This is a genomic window from Leyella stercorea (assembly GCF_019052365.1).
Lineage (GTDB): Bacteria > Bacteroidota > Bacteroidia > Bacteroidales > Bacteroidaceae > Prevotella.
Window position 1 is genome coordinate 1 of sequence record NZ_JAHQUY010000054.1, and the last position, 19,924, is coordinate 19,924.

Genomic DNA, 19,924 nt, shown 5'->3' on the forward strand with positions numbered 1-19,924 from the left:
ACGACAAGCCCATTGGCAGAATTAAGTATGCACTAAATTAATTCCGCCAACAGGTAACACCCTATGATTAAGAAGACTCTTTATTTTGGCAACCCAGCGTATCTTTCATTACGAATGGGGCAAATGGTCATAAAACTGCCAGAAGTGGAAACCGACAGCAATTTGCCCGACCAAATAAAAAAACAGGCAGAAATAACAAAGCCCATAGAAGATATTGGAGTCGTTGTGCTTGACAACCGACGCATCACAATCACTCAAGGGCTACTTGAGTCTCTGCTCGAAAACAACTGTGCCGTCATCACCTGCGATTCGCATAGTCTGCCCGTAGGTCTTATGCTTCCACTTTATGGCAACTCCACACAAAACGAGCGTTTCCGTGACCAGTTGGATGCTTCTCAGCCATTGAAGAAACAACTATGGCAGCAGACGGTAAAAATGAAAATCAGCAATCAGGCTGCTGCCCTTGCTACATGCACTGGCAAAAACTCCCCAACAATGCTACGTTGGGCTGACGATGTGCGCAGTGGAGATCCTGATAACGTCGAAGGGCGTGCCGCAGCATATTATTGGAAGAACCTATTTGCCGGTATTGATGGTTTGGAAGACTTTACGCGAAGTAGAGAAGGCGAAGCACCAAACAATCTACTGAATTACGGATATGCCATACTGCGTGCTATTGTTGCACGTGCATTGGTGTCAAGCGGAATGTTACCGACCCTCGGCATCCACCACCATAATCGCTATAACGCCTATTGCCTCGCTGACGATATTATGGAACCCTATCGTCCTTATGTAGACGAACTCGTATACTCTATAGTAAAAGACAAGGGGATAAACAATCTCGACTTGTCTAAAGAGATAAAAGCCCTGTTGCTCTCAATACCAACATTAGATGTCGTGATAGGTGGCAAGCGCAGCCCGCTAATGGTGGCTGTTACCCAAACCACAGCATCTCTATACAAATGCTTTACGGGTGAATTGCGACGCATCGCATACCCTGTACGCTAAACTAAACTATAATTTTGCAATGAATCGTTTTAGTGAATATCGAGTTATGTGGATACTTGTTTTTTTTGATTTGCCAACAGAAACAAAGAAAGACATAAAAGAATACACCATGTTCAGAAAGCGGTTGCAACAAGATGGCTTCACCATGTTTCAGTTCTCCATTTATGTACGCCATTGCGCAAGTATGGAGAATGCAGAAGTCCACATGAAGCGTGTCAACTCTTTTCTTCCTGAATATGGAAAGGTCGGAATAATGTGCATCACTGACAAGCAGTTTGGAAACATTAAGCTTTTTTATGGGAAGAAGCCACAAACTCCGAATGCTCCAGGTCAACAATTAGAGCTTTTCTAACTATCGTTCTTTGTTAAAAATACCAAGCGTCATATTAAATAGAAAAAGAGGTCTTCTTAAAATTTGAAGAAGACCTCTTTCTAACACCAACTTTTTATAATTCTAAGAACTATGCTAATTCGCTTATTTACAAGTAAATGCGCATTCTATGTTGGTGATTCTACCGCAAAGGTAGTTAATTCTGAGCAAATCACAACTTATGCTGAAGAAGCTAAACGCCTTGAAAGTTGGTGATTCTACCGCAAAGGTAGTTAATTCTGAGCAAATCACAACAACAATTTCTTTTTTCAATCATAATCGCAAGTTGGTGATTCTACCGCAAAGGTAGTTAATTCTGAGCAAATCACAACTCTTTGCAGCGTGTTTAAGATTAAACGCGTGTTGGTGATTCTACCGCAAAGGTAGTTAATTCTGAGCAAATCACAACTAAATTCCTTCAGTTCCATAGTAAAAGTTTGTTGGTGATTCTACCGCAAAGGTAGTTAATTCTGAGCAAATCACAACCGTCTTGTCGTTGGGTGATAAACTCCAGCCGTTGGTGATTCTACCGCAAAGGTAGTTAATTCTGAGCAAATCACAACTCTTGTTGTCCATGGCCATCGGTGCCCAACGTTGGTGATTCTACCGCAAAGGTAGTTAATTCTGAGCAAATCACAACTCCTCCTCGGCTGCTGTCAGATCTACGTTGTTGGTGATTCTACCGCAAAGGTAGTTAATTCTGAGCAAATCACAACTCACCGCTTGTTGCTCCAAGCTTTGCGCGGTTGGTGATTCTACCGCAAAGGTAGTTAATTCTGAGCAAATCACAACCCATATCTCTTGGCGTGAGTATGTTGAGGAGTTGGTGATTCTACCGCAAAGGTAGTTAATTCTGAGCAAATCACAACAATGACCTTTATGACATTCCACCTTCTAATGTTGGTGATTCTACCGCAAAGGTAGTTAATTCTGAGCAAATCACAACGGTTATGAAGTTTTGTCTTATTCTGATTTGGTTGGTGATTCTACCGCAAAGGTAGTTAATTCTGAGCAAATCACAACAGACTGGGCGAAGATAGAACAGGCGGCAAAGTTGGTGATTCTACCGCAAAGGTAGTTAATTCTGAGCAAATCACAACGGGCGAATCCGTACAACGTGCGGAACTCGTGTTGGTGATTCTACCGCAAAGGTAGTTAATTCTGAGCAAATCACAACTATCTGTCACGCCCTCCAGTGTCTTAATAGTTGGTGATTCTACCGCAAAGGTAGTTAATTCTGAGCAAATCACAACTACCGAGTGGCGTTTTATAACAAAATACCGTTGGTGATTCTACCGCAAAGGTAGTTAATTCTGAGCAAATCACAACTGACCGTTTGAACGATGCTTTATTTTATCGTTGGTGATTCTACCGCAAAGGTAGTTAATTCTGAGCAAATCACAACCTAAAACTCTCATGTTATCCACCACAAAGGGTTGGTGATTCTACCGCAAAGGTAGTTAATTCTGAGCAAATCACAACACTCTTTATAATTTCCATAGTTTCGTCGTTGTTGGTGATTCTACCGCAAAGGTAGTTAATTCTGAGCAAATCACAACTTTATCTGTTGCAAAGGTAGCAATAATATTGTTGGTGATTCTACCGCAAAGGTAGTTAATTCTGAGCAAATCACAACGGTCGGGTTCTTTCTGCAATGTTGGCTTGAGTTGGTGATTCTACCGCAAAGGTAGTTAATTCTGAGCAAATCACAACCGGTGACGTTAATATGCATGCGTCTTCTGAGTTGGTGATTCTACCGCAAAGGTAGTTAATTCTGAGCAAATCACAACTCGCGATTTTCTCCTGTAGGTCTGGCGTATGTTGGTGATTCTACCGCAAAGGTAGTTAATTCTGAGCAAATCACAACTTTACTTCTTCCAGCTTAGTTATACGGTCTGTTGGTGATTCTACCGCAAAGGTAGTTAATTCTGAGCAAATCACAACGCCCATGCCAACTGCGGAAGCGAGCGCACGGTTGGTGATTCTACCGCAAAGGTAGTTAATTCTGAGCAAATCACAACGCAAGCACATTCGATTTCTACCAGCTTCGTGTTGGTGATTCTACCGCAAAGGTAGTTAATTCTGAGCAAATCACAACTACCCAAAGCGTGGCATTGACTGGTCGCAGGTTGGTGATTCTACCGCAAAGGTAGTTAATTCTGAGCAAATCACAACTTACGGTTTAGTTGCAGTCGGCAACTTAACGTTGGTGATTCTACCGCAAAGGTAGTTAATTCTGAGCAAATCACAACGATATTGTCAATCGGTACACGCTTATTGCGTTGGTGAATCTACCGCAAAGGTAGTTAATTCTGAGCAAATTCCACTAATAACTCTTGCAGATATAAAAACCGAGTGCGTGAAAAAATCTGCCATATCTTCCAGAAATAGCGTAATGGGTTGGAGGTGAATATGATAAGGGCTGGAAGATAACTTGAATGAGAGGGTTATCTTCCAGCCATCTTCCAGCTTTGTTTTTTGCCTTTTATATTATCACCGCTGTGCCGCTGCATGTCACCATGAGCATCGATCCGCCCTGTCCTACGGTTTCGTAGTCGAGGTCGATGCCTACGATGGCGTTGCAGCCGAGGCTCTCGGCACGCTGCGCCATTTCGCGCATGGCTGAGTCCTTAGCTTCGCGCAGCACACTTTCGTAGGTGCCGCTGCGACCGCCGAAGAAGTCGCGCAAGCCTGCCATGAAGTCTTTGAAAACGTTGGCGCCGATGATGGTTTCGCCGGTTACTACGCCGCGATATTCGCGGATGGGGTGACCTTCGAGGGTGGGTGTTGTTGAGAAAATCATAGTATTGTTCCTTTCTTTGGTTTGTTTTATAAATGATTCGTTTGCGATACGTTGTACTAACAGCAAGCGTTGTACTAACAGCAAGCGTTGTGTTAACAGCAAGCGTTGTGTTGTGCTATCAGCATGCGACGCTTTATCGTGAACAGCAATCACGATACGTTAAATAAACGCAATTATGAGCGGTTTATTTTGTGGGTTAACAATAAATAATATAACTTTGATTTTGCTATTAATTTAAGCGAATATAGAGATAAACTATAAAGCAGTTAAACCTTATAATAAGCAAGACAGATATGAAAAGATTCAGATACATACGTTTTACACTCGCAGCTGCGGGCATGGCGCTGATGGCGCTTGGCGGCTGCACGTCGCGTGCGGCGAAGTCGGGCTCTGCGGCGGAGCAGGACAGTGTGCTGCAGCAGACGGCGTTCGCAACGGACAGCATTGCGTTCTGCGAGCAGAAGGATTCGACGTTGAAGTGCTGCGTAGTTGTAGACTATCCTTCGGGCGACGACTCGCTCTCGGTCGGCGTGCGCAGATACGTAGCCGGCGAACTCGTGCGTATGTACCTGCCCGCAATGCAGGAGGAGAACGGCGAGGCGCCTGTGTACAAGGGTGCGATGGCTGACGGCAAGGCGCTTGTCGACTTCTACGGCAATATGAATAATGTGTATCTGAAGGCGCAATATGCCGAGCTGAAGGAGTTGGGCATTGCGGGGCTCTCGTACGACCTGAGCATACGCAAGACGTATGAGACCGACCGCTACCTGACGTACGAGACCTCCTGCTATGTGTTCCTCGGCGGAGCGCACGGCTCGGCTGTGTGTCGCCCGGTGAACATCGTTAAGGCTACGGGCAAGGTGCTCGCCGCTACGGTAGACACGCTGAAGCAGAAGGCGCTGCAGCCCATCCTGCGCCGTGGCGTGAAGGAGTATATCTCTAAGGCTGAGAACCGCAAGATAAAGGATAGCGACCTGCAGAACATGCTTTTCGTGGAGCACGGCATCATCCCGCTCCCCACGACCGTGCCGGTGCTCACGCCTGAGGGCTTACGCTTCGTCTATCAGCAGTACGAGATAGGTCCGTATGCGCTGGGCATGGTGGAGTTCACGGTGCCTTACACGGACGTGAAGTCGTGCCTCACAAAGGAGGCGGCTGAGCTGGCTTTTGAATAGAGAGGTTATAAAAAGAACGATATGACAAAGAAAGCTATAGTAATAGGAGCCACTTCGGGCATAGGGCTTGAAGTGGCTCGTCTTTTAGCCGTGCGTGGCTACAGCGTAGGCATAGCCGGCAGGCGTGTGGAGCGGCTGCAGGAGATAGTGGAGACCACGGACGGCATAGTGGCGTGGCAGCAGATTGACGTTGACAGCGACGATGCCACCGAGGGCTTGCACGAGCTTATCGGCAAGCTGGGCGGCATGGATCTTTACTTCCACAGCTCGGGAATAGGGTGGGAGAACTGCTCGCTCGATGCGGAGAAGGAGATGCGCACGGTGCAGACCAACGTCGTGGGCTTCACGCGGATGGTGCTCTCGGCGTACCAGTGGTTTGCCGACAACGCTCACCGCGGACGCATAGCCTGCATCACGTCGATAGCTCGCACGCGCGGACTGGGTGCTGCGCCAGCCTATTCGGCTACGAAGCGCTTCCAGTCGCACTACCTCGAGTGTCTGGCGCAGCTCGCCAGCATGCGTCGCCTGCCCATCGCCATCACCGACATACGACCGGGCTTCGTGGCGACCGACCTTATCGCCGGCAGCCATTTCCCGCTGCAGCTCTCGGCTGAGCACGTGGCGGCGGACATCGTGAGTGCGGTGGAACGCGGCAAGAAGGTGGTGACGATCGACTGGCGCTATCGGCTGCTCGTGGCTGCGTGGCGCATGATACCGCGCTGGGCGTGGATAAGGCTGCGGTTCGTGAAGTAAGGGTCACACGGAATATGCGGAGGCTTGAATGCGTGGAGTTTAACAGCGGATTTAACGGATTAAACGGATGTTTGGGCGCGTGGAGATTAACAGCGGATTTAACGGATTTCTGCTTGAGTGGGTTGACAATGGATCAAACGGATGCGCCATCCGTAGCGGAGGTCTCCGGCCTCCGCAACACCAAGTCGGATAGTAATTGTATCGCAGCTTGCTGCGGAGGCCGGAGACCTCCGCTACGGCTAACGACATCCGTTTAATCCGATAAATCCGCGTTTTATTTTATGCACCTTGATAATCTGTGTGTATCAGAGTGGAATCTGTTTGAGGATAATAAGATTGCCAGTTTACTTGGTTGGTGCAGCTGAGACAGCTGCACCCCCTATCGTTTCCGTCCGCCGTCCTATCGGTTTCCGTCCGCCGTCCGATCGGTTTCCGTCCGCCGTCCGATCGGTTTCCGTTCGCCGTCCGATCGGATTCCGTTCGCTGCACGATGATAGAAGCATAGAAAGCGGCAGAAACTTTCTATGCTTATTCTTTACAGATTTTTAAGTAAAAACCCTCAACAATCCAATAATTATTGCTAACTTTGCAAACTGAAAATTGCAATTCGAATACTTAGCGGTATTCTACGTAGAAAAAGAAACAAATTGTTTTAAAAATTTTTATGGATTCTATTTTATTAATCACAGTCATCTTGACGGCTGTTGTATTGGTAGTAGGTGCGTACGTAGTTGCGAAACTCGTAGGTCCTCGTTCGTACAACCCGGTTAAGGGTCAGCCCTTTGAGTGTGGTATCCCTACACGCGGATCTTCTTGGATTCCGGTGCATGTTGGCTACTATCTCTTTGCTATCCTTTTCCTCATGTTCGACATTGAGACCCTCTTCCTCTACCCGTGGGCAGTAGTAGTCAAGCAGTTTGGAGCGATGGCGCTTGCGAGCGTTGGTTTCTTCATGCTGGTATTGGTATTTGGCCTTGCATACGCTTGGCGGAAAGGAGCGTTGGAATGGAAGTAAGAAAACCTGTCATCAAGAGTATTCCTTACGATGAGTTCAAGGACAACAAGGGCCTTGAGACAATCGTAGACGAGCTCCACGAGGGCGGCGTCAACGTAGTGGTTGGCTCACTCGACCAGGCTATCAACTGGGGTCGTTCCAACTCTTTGTGGTCATTAACATTCGGTACATCATGCTGCGGTATTGAGTTCATGGCAGTAGGTTGCGCCCGTTACGACTTCTCTCGCTTCGGCTTCGAGGTGACACGTAACTCTCCTCGTCAGGCCGACCTTATCATGTGCGCCGGTACCATCACCAACAAGATGGCGCCAGTCTTCAAGCGTCTCTACGACGAGATGGCTGAGCCTAAGTACGTTGTGGCAGTGGGCGGTTGCGCTATCTCTGGCGGTCCGTTCAAGAAGTCGTACAACGTAGTGCGCGGCATCTCGGAGATTGTGCCCGTAGACGTATACGTGCCCGGCTGTCCTCCGCGTCCGGAGGCTATCCTCTACGGCATGATGCAGCTGCAGCGCAAGGTGAAGGTCGAGAAGTTCTTCGGCGGAGCAAACCACAAGATGACACATGAGGAGAAAGAACTCTCTATGTCTAAGGGCGGTCTGCACGGCTTGAGCAACGAGGCTCTCGCCAGCGAAGCAAAGCGCGAGACAATCGTAGTGAACGAGGTGCCGGAAGGCTTCGATGCAAAGAAAGGTCTAACTGATTAATATAATAAGGTATAAGATATGAAACTTGAAAACATAGAACTCTCATTCGACAATTTTGCGAGTGAGATGTCGAAACTGAAGAACCAGAAACATTTCGACTACCTTGTTACCATCATCGGCGAGGACTTCGGCGAGGAAGGCTTGGGATGTATCTACATTCTTGAGAACACCGACAACAACGAGCGCTGCTCTGTGCGCACCATCGCAAAGAAGGTGGACGGCAGCGACGTGATTCCTACCGTCGTAGAGCTCTGGAAGGCAGCCGAGCTGCTCGAGCGCGAGGTCTACGACTTCGTAGGCATCAAGTTCCTGGGTCACCCCGACATGCGCCGTCTGTTCCTCCGTACCGACTTCAACGGCTATCCGTTGCGCAAGGACTTCGACATGAGCCCCGAGGCAAACCAGTTCCCGCTTACCGACGAGCCCGAGTCTGACTACACCGTTGTGTACAGTCTCGACGCCGACGGCCACCTCGTAGCTACAAAGAAGCGCCTCTTCGAGGACACCGACTTCGTTGTGAACATCGGCCCTAACCACCCGTCTACACACGGTGTGCTCCGCTTGCAGACCGTTCTCGACGGCGAGAAGGTGAAGCGCATCTATCCGCACCTGGGCTATATCCACCGCGGCATCGAGAAGATGTGGGAGGGCATGACCTATCCGCAGACACTCGCTCTCACCGACCGTCTCAACTACCTCTCTGCCATGATGCACCGCCACGCTCTCGTAGGCGTCATCGAGGAGGGTATAGGCGTTGAGCTTACCGACCGCATCCACTACATCCGCACCATCATGGACGAGCTGCAGCGTATCGACTCCCACTTGCTCTACCTCGGCTGTACAGCGCAGGACTTGGGCGCCCTCACAGCGTTCCTCTACTGCATGCGCGACCGCGAGCACGTGCTCAACGTGATGGAGGAGACCACCGGCGGACGACTCATCCAGAACTACTACCGCATCGGCGGATGCCAGGCAGACATCGACCCGAAGTTCGTAGAGAACACAAAGAAGCTCTGCAAGTATCTGCGTCCGATGATTCAGGAGTATCTCGACGTGTTCGGCGACAACGTAATCACACACAACCGCTTGGTAGGCGTTGGTCCGATGGGACGCGAAGACTGTATCAACTACGCCGTGACAGGTCCGGCAGGACGTGCCGCAGGCTGGAAGAACGATACACGTAAGCGCCACCCGTACGATCTCTACGACAAGGTAGAGTGGGAGGAGATTACAATGACCGGTTGCGACTCAATGGACCGCTACTACTGCCACATTAAGGAGCTCTATCAGAGCCTTAACATCATCGAGCAGCTCATCGACAACATTCCGGAGGGCGACTTCTACGTTAAGCAGAAGCCAATCATCAAGGTGCCCGAGGGACAGTGGTACTTCTCTGTAGAGGGAGCCAGCGGCGAGTTTGGCGTATATCTCCACTCTAAGGGCGACAAGAGTCCTTACCGTATGAAGATGCGTCCGATGGGTCTGACACTGACCGGCGCTCTCGACCCGATGCTTCGCGGACAGAAGATTGCCGACCTCATCACCACCGGTGCGGCTATCGACTTCGTAATTCCTGACATCGACCGTTAACGAAATCATAAATTAAAAGAAATGTTTGACTTTAGTATAGTAACAAACTGGTTCCACAATCTCCTCTCACAGACCTGCGGTCTTGGAGATTTCTGGACAATACTGATCGAGTGCATCCTGGTTGGTGTCTGCATTCTCGCAGGTTACGCCATCCTCGCCATCATCTTGATCTTCATGGAGCGTAAGGTCTGCGCCTACTTCCAGTGTCGTCTTGGCCCGATGCGCGTAGGTCCTTGGGGTATATTCCAGGTGTTCGCCGACGTGCTTAAGATGCTCATCAAGGAGATCTTCTCAGTAGACGGCGCCGACAAGGTGCTCTACTATGTTGCTCCGTTCCTCGTGATCATCGCTTCCGTGGGCACCTTCTCGTTCCTCCCGTGGAACAACGGCGCTCAGGTGCTCGACTTCAACGTAGGCCTGTTCCTCATGTCGGCTATCTCGAGCATCGGCATCGTGGGCATCTTCATGGCAGGTTGGGGCTCTAACAACAAGTATTCGGTAGTTTCGGCTATGCGTGGCGCCGTGCAGCTCATCTCATACGAGATGTCACTCGCTCTCTGCCTCATTACCGCCGTTGTGCTCACCGGCACAATGCGGGTATCGGGCATCGTAGAGGCACAGACCGGCGCTTTCGGCTGGCTAATCTTCAAGGGACACATCCCGGCTATCATCGCCTTCCTCGTGTTCCTCGTAGCAGGCAACGCCGAGGCAAACCGCGGCCCGTTCGACTTGGCTGAGGCTGAGTCGGAGCTTACAGCCGGCTATCACACCGAGTATTCGGGTATGGGCTTCGGCTTCTACTACCTCGCCGAGTACCTCAACCTCTTCGTAGTTTCGGCAATCGCCACCACAGTGTTCCTCGGCGGCTGGGCTCCGTTCAACATCGGCGTTGAGGCAGTTGACAACGTGCTCAACTTCATCCCCGGCATCGTATGGTTCCTCGGAAAGACATTCGCCGTAGTATGGCTGCTCATGTGGGTGCGCTGGACATTCCCGCGTCTGCGTGTCGACCAGATACTGAAGCTCGAGTGGAAGTACTTGATGCCTTTGTGTCTTATCAACTTGATTCTCATGACTGTAGTTGTGGCATTCGGTTGGCACTTCTAAAAACACATCATTAAAACAATGGAAGAAAACAAAAAATCATATTTCGGAGAAATCGGAGCTGCTGTGAAGACTCTCGCCGTAGGTATGAAGACCACCTGGAAGGAGTACTTCACACCGAAGAGCACTGAGCAGTATCCCGAGAACCGCAAGACCACACTGCACGTAGCAGCACGCCACCGCGGACGTCTGGTGATGAACCGCGACGAGAACGGCGCCGTGAAGTGTACTGCTTGTACACTCTGCGAGAAGGCTTGCCCGAACGGCACCATCAAGATCGTGTCGCAGATGGTTGAGAACCCGGAGACAGGCAAGAAGAAAAAGCAGCTCGTCGACTATCAGTACGACCTCGGCGACTGCATGTTCTGCGAGCTCTGCGTGAACGCCTGCAACTTCGGCGCAATCAAATTTGTAAACGATTTCGAGAACTCGGTATTCGACCGCGAAGCACTCGTGCTTCACCTCGACAAGGAAGTGTACGAGGGCGGCTCGCTGCCTAACATCATCGACGGCGGCGCCGACTTCGAAATCGGAACGTTTAACACCAAAACAAAATAAGGAGTAAGAAAATATGGCAAGTATAGTAATGTTTTGCATCTTGGCAGTAGTAATCCTCGGATCGGCTGTCATGTGCGTGACCACAAAGCGCATCATGCGTTCGGTCACATTCCTGCTTTTCGTACTCCTCGGAGTGGCAGGTCTCTACTTCCTGCTCGACTACACCTATCTCGGTGCAGCACAGATCAGCGTCTACGCTGGCGGTATGGTGATGATGTACATCTTCGCCGTGCAGCTCGTAAGCAAGCGCACACTCCAGGGACTGGTAGAGCGCATTAAGGGCTGTCGTGCCCTCTCTTACGCACTCATCTGCCTCGTAGGTCTGGCTACCGTAGCCGGTGTACAGCTCAAGAATGGTTTCCTCTCTGTAGCTCTTGACGGCGGCGAGGTGCCCATGCAGACCATCGGCGAGGCTCTTCTCGGTTCAGAAAAGTATCAGTATGTATTGCCCTTCGAGTTCATCTCAGTATTCCTGCTGGCATGTATCATTGGCGCAATCGTTGTAGCACGTAAAGAAAAGGAGGACAAGTAAATTATGGTACCAGTAGAATGTTATTTCGTGCTTAGCGCACTTCTGTTCTTCATCGGCGTATACGGCTTCGTAACACGCCGCAACCTGATAGCCATGCTCGTCTCTATAGAGCTCGTGCTCAACGCAGTAGACCTGAACTTTGCGGCTTTCAACCGCCTGCTCTTCCCCGGCGAGTTCGAGGGCTTCTTCATGACCCTCTTCTCAATCGGCGTGAGCGCAGCAGAGAGCGCCGTAGCTATCGCGATTATTATTAACGTTTACCGCAATTTCCACAGCGATCAGGTGAACAGTATTGAAAACATGAAATATTAATTAGATTATGGATTTTACATATTCAATATGGATTCTTCTGTTGCCGCTGATCAGCTTCCTGGTTATCGGTCTGCCAGAATTCGTGAATAAGAAGTATTCCTGGTCGCATAAGACAGCCGGACTGATTGGCACCTGCTCTCTGGGCTTGGTGGCAGCACTCAGCTACTACACTGCGTTCCAGTATTTCACAGCCGACCGTCTTGCCGACGGCACCTTCGCAACCTTCGTTCCCTACAACGTTACATGGTTGCCGCTGGGCCATCTGCACTTCGACCTCGGTGTGCTGCTCGACCCGATTTCGGTGATGATGCTCATCGTCATCTCTACGGTCAGCCTTATGGTGCACATCTACTCGTTCGGCTACATGCACGGTGAGAAAGGCTTCCAGCGCTACTACGCTTTCCTTTCTCTCTTCACGATGTCAATGCTCGGACTCGTGCTTGCTACAAACATCTTCCAGATGTACATGTTCTGGGAGCTTGTGGGTGTAAGCTCTTACCTCCTCATTGGCTTCTACTACACTCTGCACGCAGCCGTTCACGCTTCTAAGAAGGCGTTCATCGTGACACGCTTCGCCGATATGTTCTTCCTCATCGGTATTCTCATCTTCGGCTACTACACAGGAAGCTACAACTTCTCGTTCACCGGAACAGAGATTGCTTACGGCGCAGGCGCTTCTGCCTTCACCGTTGCTGACAGCGCACGCGCTCTTGCTGCAGGCGGCATGATTCTGCCTACAGCCCTTGTGCTTATGTTCATCGGTGGTGCAGGTAAGTCGGCAATGTTCCCGTTGCACATCTGGTTGCCGGACGCAATGGAAGGTCCGACACCGGTATCTGCACTTATCCACGCCGCTACCATGGTCGTTGCAGGTGTGTTCCAGATTGCACGTCTTTTCCCGGTATGGATCGAGTACGCTCCGCAGGCTCTTGAGGTAGTCGTTATCGTAGGTGCTTTCACAGCCTTCTACGCAGCAGCCGTTGCTTGCGCACAGAGCGACATCAAGCGTGTGCTTGCATTCTCTACAATCTCTCAGATTGCGTTCATGATGGTAGCACTCGGCGTATGTCTGCCGGGTCACCACGGTGCGGCTCTCGACAACCATGCACAGCTTGGCTACATGGCTTCTATGTTCCACCTGTTCACACACGCCATGTTCAAGGCTTGTCTGTTCCTCGGAGCTGGTTGCATCATCCATGCTGTTCACTCTAACGAGATGTCTGCAATGGGCGGTCTGCGCAAGTACATGCCTATCACACACATCACATTCCTCATCTCTTGCCTCGCTATCGCAGGTATCCCGTTCTTCTCGGGCTTCAGCTCTAAGGACGAGATCATCACTGCTTGCTTCGAGTACTCACCGCTCTGCGGCTGGTGGATGACAGGCGTAGCCGCTATGACAGCGTTCTACATGTTCCGCCTCTACTACGGCATCTTCTGGGGTACAGAGAACAAGGAGCTGCATGCTCACCACACACCGCACGAGGCTCCGGCTACAATGACCTTCCCTCTCGTGTTCCTGAGCATCGTCACCGTAGGTGTTGGTGTTGTTACCACACTCGGCGGCTTCTGCGACTGGAGCTGGGCAAGCTTCGGCTCTATCGTGAGCGCTGCAGGCACAGCCTACACCGTTCACTTCGACCCGCAGGTGGCTGCTACATCTACAGTGATCGCTATCCTCTCTATCGCCCTTGCTACATATATCTACAAGGGTGAGAAGCAGCCTATCGCCGACAAGCTGTACGCTACATTCCCGCGTCTGCATCGTTGGGCTTACAAGCGCTTCTACATGGACGAGGTTTACCAGTTTGTTACTCACAAGATTCTGTTCCGCTACGTCAGCCGTCCGGTACAGTGGATCGACGAGAAGATCATCAACGGTCTTATCGACTTCACTGCTTGGGGTGCTAACGAGGCAGGTGAGACCATCCGCCCATGGCAGAGCGGCGACGTTCGCCAGTATGCCGTTTGGTTCATCACAGGTACGGTAGCTTTAACATTATTATTACTTTGCTTATAATTAGAATATGAATATATTAAGTTTATTCGTAGTAATCCCTGCGTTGATGCTGCTCGGTCTGTGGATCGCACGCAACGTCAATCAGGTGCGTGGTGTGATGGTTGCCGGTTCATCTTGCCTCTTGGCAATGAGCGTATGGCTCACGCTCCACTTCATCAGCGAGCGCGCTGGCGGCAACACCGAGGAGATGATTCTCCATGCCTCTACTGCGTGGTTCCCGGCTTTGCACATCAACTATGAGGTTGGTGTAGACGGTATCTCTGTTGTGATGTTGCTGCTTTCGAGCATCATCGTCTTCACCGGTACATTCGCTTCATGGAAGCTCAAACCCCTCACCAAGGAGTTCTTCATGTGGTTCACTCTTCTCTCGACAGGTGTTTACGGTTTCTTCATCTCGATCGACCTCTTCACTATGTTCATGTTCTACGAGGTGGCACTCATCCCGATGTACCTTCTCATTGGTTTCTGGGGTTCGGGTCGCAAGGAGTATGCAGCCATGAAGCTTACGTTGATGCTTATGGGCGGTTCTGCGCTCATCATCCTTGGCTTGGTAGGCATCTACTTCTTCAACGGTGCTTCTACGATGAGCATCCTTGAGATTGCGCACAACAACCACATCCCGGCAGCCGTTCAGAACGTGTTGTTCCCGTTTGTGTTCATCGGTTTCGGCGTGCTTGGCGCGTTGTTCCCGTTCCACACATGGTCTCCTATCGGTCACGGTTGCGCCCCGACATCAGTGTCTATGCTCCACGCAGGTGTGCTCATGAAGCTCGGCGGCTACGGCTGCTTCCGCATCGCAATGTTCCTCCTGCCGCAGGCAGCTAACGACTTGGCTTGGATATTCCTTATCCTCACAACCATCTCTGTCGTTTACGGTGCGTTCTCGGCTTGCGTACAGACCGACTTGAAGTTCATCAACGCTTACTCATCAGTGTCTCACTGTGGCTTGGTGCTCTTCGCACTCTTGATGATGACCAAGGTGAGCTGCACGGGTGCTATCCTCCAGATGCTCTCTCACGGTTTGATGACAGCCCTCTTCTTCGCCCTCATCGGTATGATCTACGGTCGTACACACACACGTGACATCCGTGAGCTTGGCGGTTTGATGAAGATTATGCCGTTCCTCTCTGTAGGCTACGTGATTGCAGGTTTGGCTAACCTCGGTTTGCCGGGCTTCTCAGGCTTCATCGCCGAGATGACCATCTTCAACGGTTCGTTCGAGAATGCCGACACATTCCACCGTTGCTGCACCGTCATCGCTATCACCTCAATCGTTGTGACCGCTGTGTACATCCTCCGTACCGTGGGCTTCATCCTCTTCGAGAAGGTGAAGAACCCGCACTTCGAGGAGCTCACCGACGCTACATGGGACGAGCGCTTCGCTGTATGCTGCCTCATCTTCTGCGTTGCAGGTCTGGGTTCGTTCCCGATCTGGGCAAGCCATGTTATCAGCAATGCCGTAGTACCAATCCTCAGCGTAATTCCAACACTTTAATAACAGTTCAGCAGTAAAAAATGGATTATAGTCAGTTTTTTAATATGATACCCGAGGCTGGCCTCATGGCAGCCCTTGTGATAGTATTCCTCGCCGACCTCATCCTGAAGGGCGAGAAGAAACATACTACCTTGAGCCTGCTGACAGGTCTGCTGTTGGTAGCTCAGATTGCAGTCTGCTTCACCGCAGAGCCTGCAGAGGCTTTCGCCGGACTCTACACCGCCACTGCAGCAGCGCAGGTGATGAAGGTTATCCTTACCGCCGGTGCGTTCATCGTGGTAGTGATGGCACAGTCGTGGCTCGAGCAGAAGGACGTGCAGAACAAGGAGGGCGAGTTCTATGAGCTCATCATCTCTACCTTGCTCGGTATGTACATGATGATTTCGTCAGGCCACTTCCTCATGTTCTTCCTCGGCTTGGAGATGGCATCAGTGCCTATGGCATGCCTCGTTGCCTTCGACAAGTTCAAGAAGGAGTCGGCAGAGGGCGCAGCCAAGTTCGTCCTCACCGCTACGTTCTCAAGCGGCGTGATGCTCTACGGCATCTCGTTCATCTACGGAGCTTGCGGCACACTCTACTTCGACGACGTAATGGCGCAGATCACAGCGACACCGCTCACCATCATGGGTCTCGTGTTCTTCTTCAGCGGTCTCGGCTTCAAGATTTCGCTCGTGCCGTTCCACTTCTGGACAGCCGACACATACCAGGGCGCTCCTACAGCCGTAACAGGCTATCTGAGCGTAGTGTCTAAGGGCGCAGCAGCGTTCGCTTTGATGACAATCCTCACCAAGGTGTTCGCACCGATGGTAGAGTACTGGGAGATGCTGATGTACATCATCATCGTCCTCACCATCACCATCGCCAACCTCTTCGCACTCCGCCAGACAGAGCTCAAGCGATTCATGGCGTTCAGCTCTATCTCGCAGGCAGGCTACATCATGCTTGCAGCGGTAGGCAACGGCGCAATGGGTCTGCCGGCGCTCATGTACTACGTGCTCATCTACGTAGCAGCCAACATGGCAGTGTTCACCATCATCAACGTTGTTGAGACACGCGGCAAGGGCAACACCGAGATGTCTGTATTCGACGGCTTCTACACCACCAACCCGAAGCTCTCGTTCCTCATGACACTCGCTCTGTTCTCGCTCGCAGGCATCCCGCCGTTCGCAGGTATGTTCTGCAAGTTCTTCGTGTTCATGGCAGCAGCCGAGCAGGGCTCTAACATCGCATACGCAGTAGTGTTCCTTGCATTGATCAACACCGTACCGTCACTCTACTACTATCTGAAGATTGTAAAGTGCATGTACATCAACAAGACCGATGCTCCGCTCGCTCCGTTCAAGAGCGACTGCGCTACACGCACAGCACTCGCCCTCTGCACCGCAGGCGTACTCCTCTTCGGCGTATGCAGCTGCGTCTACGGATGGCTCGTAGTGGCTACATCTGCGATGTAGAATGTTGAATTTTGAGTTTTGAATTTTGAATTATACGCTTTGCGCATTTTGAATTGATGAGTTGTGAATTATTAATTCAACATTGAACAATTCCTAATCGGCGTAGCCGACAATTCAAAACTCAAAACTCAAAATTCAAAACTCAAAAAACGGTTGGCAACTCGTTAATAGCGATTTGCCAACCGTTTTTTTCTTTGGTCGTTTTTTGTTTTATAGCCGTTTGATTAGTCAGTCAAACATTTTGCCGTTTGTATTTATTGTTGTAGATTTGCAGTGAGATAATCACATTCAGAACAAACAGCGCAATAACCCCACGGTAACGCTGTTCCCTTTGCGTGGTAACGATATAACCACAGCGCGGTAATTATGTTTTTGCAGCGTGGTAATTGTGTAAAATCGAGCAATATGATGAAAAAACGGTACGCTACAGGCAAGATTTCGCAGGAAAGAGCATTTTATAGATAGACAGCATACCAAAGACATGCGAAACGTTGAGTAAAATTTTATTTTTAAAAACCATAAATTATGAAATCCAAAGTTTATGAAGGAATGCTCCTTGTGCTATTCCTTTTAACGACAGCACTTGCTGCCTGCACCGATGACGAGCCGAAAGACCGCGTCAAGGAAATCAGAATGAACGTTTTGCCCGAAACCGGCATCATGTACCCTCTGTTTGACGACAAGCAGGAGTACCCGATAGAATGCCTGCTCGTCAAGACCGACGACAATCCAAACCAGATAGAACGTTTAGGCATGAACCGCATCGAAGGCTTCACCTACGAGCGAGGTCACGAATACTATCTCTCCGTAAAGCGAACAATACTTGCCAACCCGCCCGCCGACGGTTCTAATCGCACCTACAAGCTGATACGCATACTTCAAGACCGACTCGTAGCCGAACCCAGTACGAAGGTCGACAACGACATCAAGTCGGAGGCAGACATCAAGTACAACGACTTGTGCCCTTTCACGAAGTATTCCATTAGCACCAAGTATCTCGTCAACGCCGACGGCGCCATCTTCTACGCCGACGGACGCAAGCTGCCCTCCTACAAGTCGGCACGCATTTGGCTCGACAATATCCTTGACAAAGCCGATGCCAATTGGAATAAGTTCCAGTCGATACCCTATCAGGCGTACTATTCGTTCGTAGTCACTCCCTTCGCCGACCAGTTGCGTTTGGTATACAACAATTCCGACGGTCCGATGTTCAAGGATGTAGTGCCTGAAGAAGAATTCAGCAAGATCAAGTCGATGCAGCCTGGTGAGTCGGTGCGTTACTCGCTCGTCCTCGCTAACATTCACAAGAAAGGACTCCAGAAACTCGAGTTTGCAGTCGAAAAGCAATAAGATGGCTGGCAGATATTATCACCAACTCGTTTTTATATAGCCGTCTGTCGAGAATCCAAACAGCAATAAGTCTCCGAAAAGATTTTGCTGTTTGGATTTATGTGAGCTACTTAAGTTTATAATGTTTTATTTCAAAAGAATGAGGGTGATATGTATGCAGTAATTATATCATATTGCCCAAAGAAATCATAAGTGAAGATGTTCAATTTATATCAGGATGGACTTGATTTGGATTCTCTGCGTCATTACTGCATGGAACATGGAGAAGAACGCTTATTGAAGCGTGGTGAGATATTTGAGGATGCAGGCAAGCCGTCAAAATATGTAGCTTATGTGGAGTGTGGATGCTTCAAGTATATGGTGAATAACGAAGAGGAAGGTAAAGACTACTGTACTGGTTTTGCCTTCGAAGGAGAGCTTGTGGCTGACTATCCGAATTGTCTTACTGGCAGAAAGTCAGAGTTGACTATTGTGGCTGGAACAACGTGTAAGATATTCCAAATATTAGGGAAAGAACTGGATAACTTATTGGATTCCTTACATACGAAAGGACTCAAACAGGCCATATCCGATAACCTTTTTGCTCAAGTTTATGCACAATATCTTGATACCTATCGTATGACAACCAGAGAACGATATAAGCGTTTGCTAATTCGTTGTCCGGAATTAGTTCAAAGCATTAACTTGAAGGATATAGCCTCTTATCTGAAAGTTACACCAACAACTATAAGCAATATACGTAGGGAATTTACTTTTGGAGAGTAAACTCTCAAAACACTTTGAGAGTTTGCCCTTATAATGTTTTATAGTCTTGGAACACGTGCTGTTTTTAATGGGCAAGCATTAACTTTGCACAAAAAATACAGTATGAATATTCTTATAATCGGAGCTACCTCTGGTATTGGTAAAGCTCTTTTTGTGAAGTATGCCAATGCAGATAATCGTATTGGCATTGTAGGTCGGCGAACAAACCTGCTTAATGAATTAAGCCAGCAGTATCCTTCCAAAACCATTGTTTCAAAAGCAGATGTCACAAACTTAAATGAGACAGAACAAGCGATAAATACTCTTCTAAAAGAGTTCGGTCACTTAGACCTTGCTATTATGTGTGCAGGCGTTGGTGACATTAATGCCACGCTTGACTATGCGATTGAGCGTCCCGCCATTGATACAAATGTTGTTGGTTGGACATATGTTATTGATAGATTGTATTGCATTTTTGAACAACAAGGTTATGGTCATCTTGTAGCTATAACTTCTGCTGGTGGATTGCGAGGCGAACCGGCTGCACCAGCCTATAGCGCAACAAAAGCCTACCAAATTAATTATATGGAAGCAATACGCAAGAAGGCTTTCAGAAATGGTGGTTGCATAACCGTAACAGATGTCAGACCAGGTCTTGTTGACACAGCTATGGCAAAGGGAGAAGGTTTGTTTTGGGTGATGTCGGTAGAGAAAGTTGCTGCTCAAATCATTTCAGCTATTAGCAGGAAGAAGTCAAAAGTATATGTCACCAAACGATGGCACATACTTGCTCTGTTATACAGAATTCTGCCCTTTTATATCTTCAAACGAATGTAGCTTCTAACATTTTATAAAAAGATTTTGCTGTTTGGATTTAATGTTGTAGATTTGCGGTATTAAAATGTATGGAGGATTATTTATGAATACTGTTTGTACT

The 19,924-nt window shown here is 49.3% G+C and carries 18 protein-coding genes and 1 CRISPR repeat array; of the genes, 17 read left to right on the forward strand and 1 reads right to left on the reverse strand.

Annotation, left to right across the window (positions count from 1 at the left end; translation table 11 throughout):
• Positions 1 to 63: 63 nt before the first annotated feature.
• Together cas1 and cas2 are read left to right on the forward strand one after the other, a co-directional pair.
• Complete coding sequence (gene cas1 / locus KTQ90_RS09665; RefSeq protein WP_217318246.1) at positions 64 to 1,008, forward strand: type II CRISPR-associated endonuclease Cas1; 945 nt, start codon at positions 64 to 66, stop codon at positions 1,006 to 1,008.
• A gap of 19 nt (positions 1,009 to 1,027) precedes the next feature.
• Positions 1,028 to 1,360, forward strand: coding sequence for a CRISPR-associated endonuclease Cas2 (gene cas2, locus KTQ90_RS09670; RefSeq protein ID WP_217318247.1), 333 nt, complete (start codon positions 1,028 to 1,030; stop codon positions 1,358 to 1,360).
• Positions 1,361 to 1,510: 150 nt separating this feature from the next.
• Positions 1,511 to 3,706: a CRISPR direct-repeat array (repeat unit 47 nt; unit sequence GTTGGTGATTCTACCGCAAAGGTAGTTAATTCTGAGCAAATCACAAC).
• Between the two features lie 157 nt (positions 3,707 to 3,863).
• Here the strand turns inward: cas2 and KTQ90_RS09675 are convergent.
• Entirely contained in the window at positions 3,864 to 4,181 is a 318-nt protein-coding gene (locus tag KTQ90_RS09675) for a heavy metal-binding domain-containing protein (RefSeq protein WP_022158665.1), read from the reverse strand.
• A 293-nt stretch (positions 4,182 to 4,474) separates the two neighbouring features.
• On the opposite strand from KTQ90_RS09675, the gene KTQ90_RS09680 reads away from it, so the two are divergent.
• From KTQ90_RS09680 to KTQ90_RS09750, 15 genes are all read left to right on the forward strand, one after another.
• Positions 4,475 to 5,356 (forward strand): DUF3298 and DUF4163 domain-containing protein, encoded by an 882-nt coding sequence (locus tag KTQ90_RS09680; protein WP_217318248.1) that lies wholly within the window; start codon positions 4,475 to 4,477, stop codon positions 5,354 to 5,356.
• Between the two features lie 21 nt (positions 5,357 to 5,377).
• Positions 5,378 to 6,109: an SDR family NAD(P)-dependent oxidoreductase gene (locus KTQ90_RS09685; RefSeq protein ID WP_217318249.1), complete on the forward strand. Its 732-nt coding sequence runs from the start codon at positions 5,378 to 5,380 to the stop codon at positions 6,107 to 6,109.
• Between the two features lie 664 nt (positions 6,110 to 6,773).
• Positions 6,774 to 7,124: an NADH-quinone oxidoreductase subunit A gene (locus KTQ90_RS09690; RefSeq protein ID WP_217318250.1), complete on the forward strand. Its 351-nt coding sequence runs from the start codon at positions 6,774 to 6,776 to the stop codon at positions 7,122 to 7,124.
• Positions 7,115 to 7,828: an NADH-quinone oxidoreductase subunit B gene (locus KTQ90_RS09695; RefSeq protein ID WP_022158662.1), complete on the forward strand. Its 714-nt coding sequence runs from the start codon at positions 7,115 to 7,117 to the stop codon at positions 7,826 to 7,828. Before KTQ90_RS09690 ends, KTQ90_RS09695 begins: the two co-directional genes overlap by 10 nt.
• An 18-nt stretch (positions 7,829 to 7,846) precedes the next feature.
• Positions 7,847 to 9,418: an NADH-quinone oxidoreductase subunit D-related protein gene (locus tag KTQ90_RS09700; RefSeq protein ID WP_217318251.1), complete on the forward strand. Its 1,572-nt coding sequence runs from the start codon at positions 7,847 to 7,849 to the stop codon at positions 9,416 to 9,418.
• Between the two features lie 21 nt (positions 9,419 to 9,439).
• Positions 9,440 to 10,525, forward strand: a complete 1,086-nt coding sequence (gene nuoH, locus KTQ90_RS09705; RefSeq protein WP_217318252.1) for an NADH-quinone oxidoreductase subunit NuoH — start codon at positions 9,440 to 9,442, stop codon at positions 10,523 to 10,525.
• Between the two features lie 18 nt (positions 10,526 to 10,543).
• On the forward strand, positions 10,544 to 11,080 hold the full coding sequence (locus tag KTQ90_RS09710) for a NuoI/complex I 23 kDa subunit family protein (protein ID WP_022158659.1): 537 nt from the start codon (positions 10,544 to 10,546) through the stop codon (positions 11,078 to 11,080).
• 13 nt (positions 11,081 to 11,093) lie between these two features.
• Complete coding sequence (locus KTQ90_RS09715; protein WP_217318253.1) at positions 11,094 to 11,612, forward strand: NADH-quinone oxidoreductase subunit J family protein; 519 nt, start codon at positions 11,094 to 11,096, stop codon at positions 11,610 to 11,612.
• Between the two features lie 3 nt (positions 11,613 to 11,615).
• The gene (gene nuoK, locus KTQ90_RS09720; protein ID WP_007897385.1) at positions 11,616 to 11,924 is read left to right on the forward strand and encodes an NADH-quinone oxidoreductase subunit NuoK; all 309 of its coding nucleotides are present in this window, start codon (positions 11,616 to 11,618) and stop codon (positions 11,922 to 11,924) included.
• Between the two features lie 7 nt (positions 11,925 to 11,931).
• Positions 11,932 to 13,944 (forward strand): NADH-quinone oxidoreductase subunit L, encoded by a 2,013-nt coding sequence (nuoL, locus tag KTQ90_RS09725; protein ID WP_217318254.1) that lies wholly within the window; start codon positions 11,932 to 11,934, stop codon positions 13,942 to 13,944.
• 7 nt (positions 13,945 to 13,951) lie between these two features.
• The gene (locus KTQ90_RS09730; protein ID WP_217318255.1) at positions 13,952 to 15,439 is read left to right on the forward strand and encodes a complex I subunit 4 family protein; all 1,488 of its coding nucleotides are present in this window, start codon (positions 13,952 to 13,954) and stop codon (positions 15,437 to 15,439) included.
• A gap of 20 nt (positions 15,440 to 15,459) precedes the next feature.
• Complete coding sequence (locus KTQ90_RS09735) at positions 15,460 to 16,893, forward strand: NADH-quinone oxidoreductase subunit N (protein WP_217318256.1); 1,434 nt, start codon at positions 15,460 to 15,462, stop codon at positions 16,891 to 16,893.
• A gap of 525 nt (positions 16,894 to 17,418) precedes the next feature.
• Entirely contained in the window at positions 17,419 to 18,243 is an 825-nt protein-coding gene (locus KTQ90_RS09740; RefSeq protein ID WP_217318257.1) for a DUF4377 domain-containing protein, read from the forward strand.
• A gap of 198 nt (positions 18,244 to 18,441) precedes the next feature.
• Positions 18,442 to 19,008 (forward strand): Crp/Fnr family transcriptional regulator, encoded by a 567-nt coding sequence (locus KTQ90_RS09745; RefSeq protein ID WP_217318258.1) that lies wholly within the window; start codon positions 18,442 to 18,444, stop codon positions 19,006 to 19,008.
• A 102-nt stretch (positions 19,009 to 19,110) separates the two neighbouring features.
• Positions 19,111 to 19,824, forward strand: a complete 714-nt coding sequence (locus KTQ90_RS09750; RefSeq protein ID WP_254359565.1) for an SDR family NAD(P)-dependent oxidoreductase — start codon at positions 19,111 to 19,113, stop codon at positions 19,822 to 19,824.
• Positions 19,825 to 19,924 lie beyond the last annotated feature (100 nt).

Coding starts and splice junctions, on each gene's coding strand:
- KTQ90_RS09695 (WP_022158662.1), top strand. CDS start 7,115: ATGGAAGTAAGAAAACCTGTCATCAAGAGTATTCCTTACGATGAGTTC.
- KTQ90_RS09735 (WP_217318256.1), top strand. CDS start 15,460: ATGGATTATAGTCAGTTTTTTAATATGATACCCGAGGCTGGCCTCATG.
- nuoH (WP_217318252.1), top strand. CDS start 9,440: ATGTTTGACTTTAGTATAGTAACAAACTGGTTCCACAATCTCCTCTCA.
- KTQ90_RS09675 (WP_022158665.1), bottom strand. CDS start 4,181: ATGATTTTCTCAACAACACCCACCCTCGAAGGTCACCCCATCCGCGAA.
- KTQ90_RS09715 (WP_217318253.1), top strand. CDS start 11,094: ATGGCAAGTATAGTAATGTTTTGCATCTTGGCAGTAGTAATCCTCGGA.
- nuoL (WP_217318254.1), top strand. CDS start 11,932: ATGGATTTTACATATTCAATATGGATTCTTCTGTTGCCGCTGATCAGC.
- KTQ90_RS09690 (WP_217318250.1), top strand. CDS start 6,774: ATGGATTCTATTTTATTAATCACAGTCATCTTGACGGCTGTTGTATTG.
- KTQ90_RS09750 (WP_254359565.1), top strand. CDS start 19,111: ATGAATATTCTTATAATCGGAGCTACCTCTGGTATTGGTAAAGCTCTT.
- KTQ90_RS09730 (WP_217318255.1), top strand. CDS start 13,952: ATGAATATATTAAGTTTATTCGTAGTAATCCCTGCGTTGATGCTGCTC.
- KTQ90_RS09700 (WP_217318251.1), top strand. CDS start 7,847: ATGAAACTTGAAAACATAGAACTCTCATTCGACAATTTTGCGAGTGAG.
- KTQ90_RS09680 (WP_217318248.1), top strand. CDS start 4,475: ATGAAAAGATTCAGATACATACGTTTTACACTCGCAGCTGCGGGCATG.
- cas2 (WP_217318247.1), top strand. CDS start 1,028: ATGAATCGTTTTAGTGAATATCGAGTTATGTGGATACTTGTTTTTTTT.
- nuoK (WP_007897385.1), top strand. CDS start 11,616: ATGGTACCAGTAGAATGTTATTTCGTGCTTAGCGCACTTCTGTTCTTC.
- KTQ90_RS09740 (WP_217318257.1), top strand. CDS start 17,419: ATGAAATCCAAAGTTTATGAAGGAATGCTCCTTGTGCTATTCCTTTTA.
- KTQ90_RS09745 (WP_217318258.1), top strand. CDS start 18,442: ATGTTCAATTTATATCAGGATGGACTTGATTTGGATTCTCTGCGTCAT.
- cas1 (WP_217318246.1), top strand. CDS start 64: ATGATTAAGAAGACTCTTTATTTTGGCAACCCAGCGTATCTTTCATTA.
- KTQ90_RS09710 (WP_022158659.1), top strand. CDS start 10,544: ATGGAAGAAAACAAAAAATCATATTTCGGAGAAATCGGAGCTGCTGTG.
- KTQ90_RS09685 (WP_217318249.1), top strand. CDS start 5,378: ATGACAAAGAAAGCTATAGTAATAGGAGCCACTTCGGGCATAGGGCTT.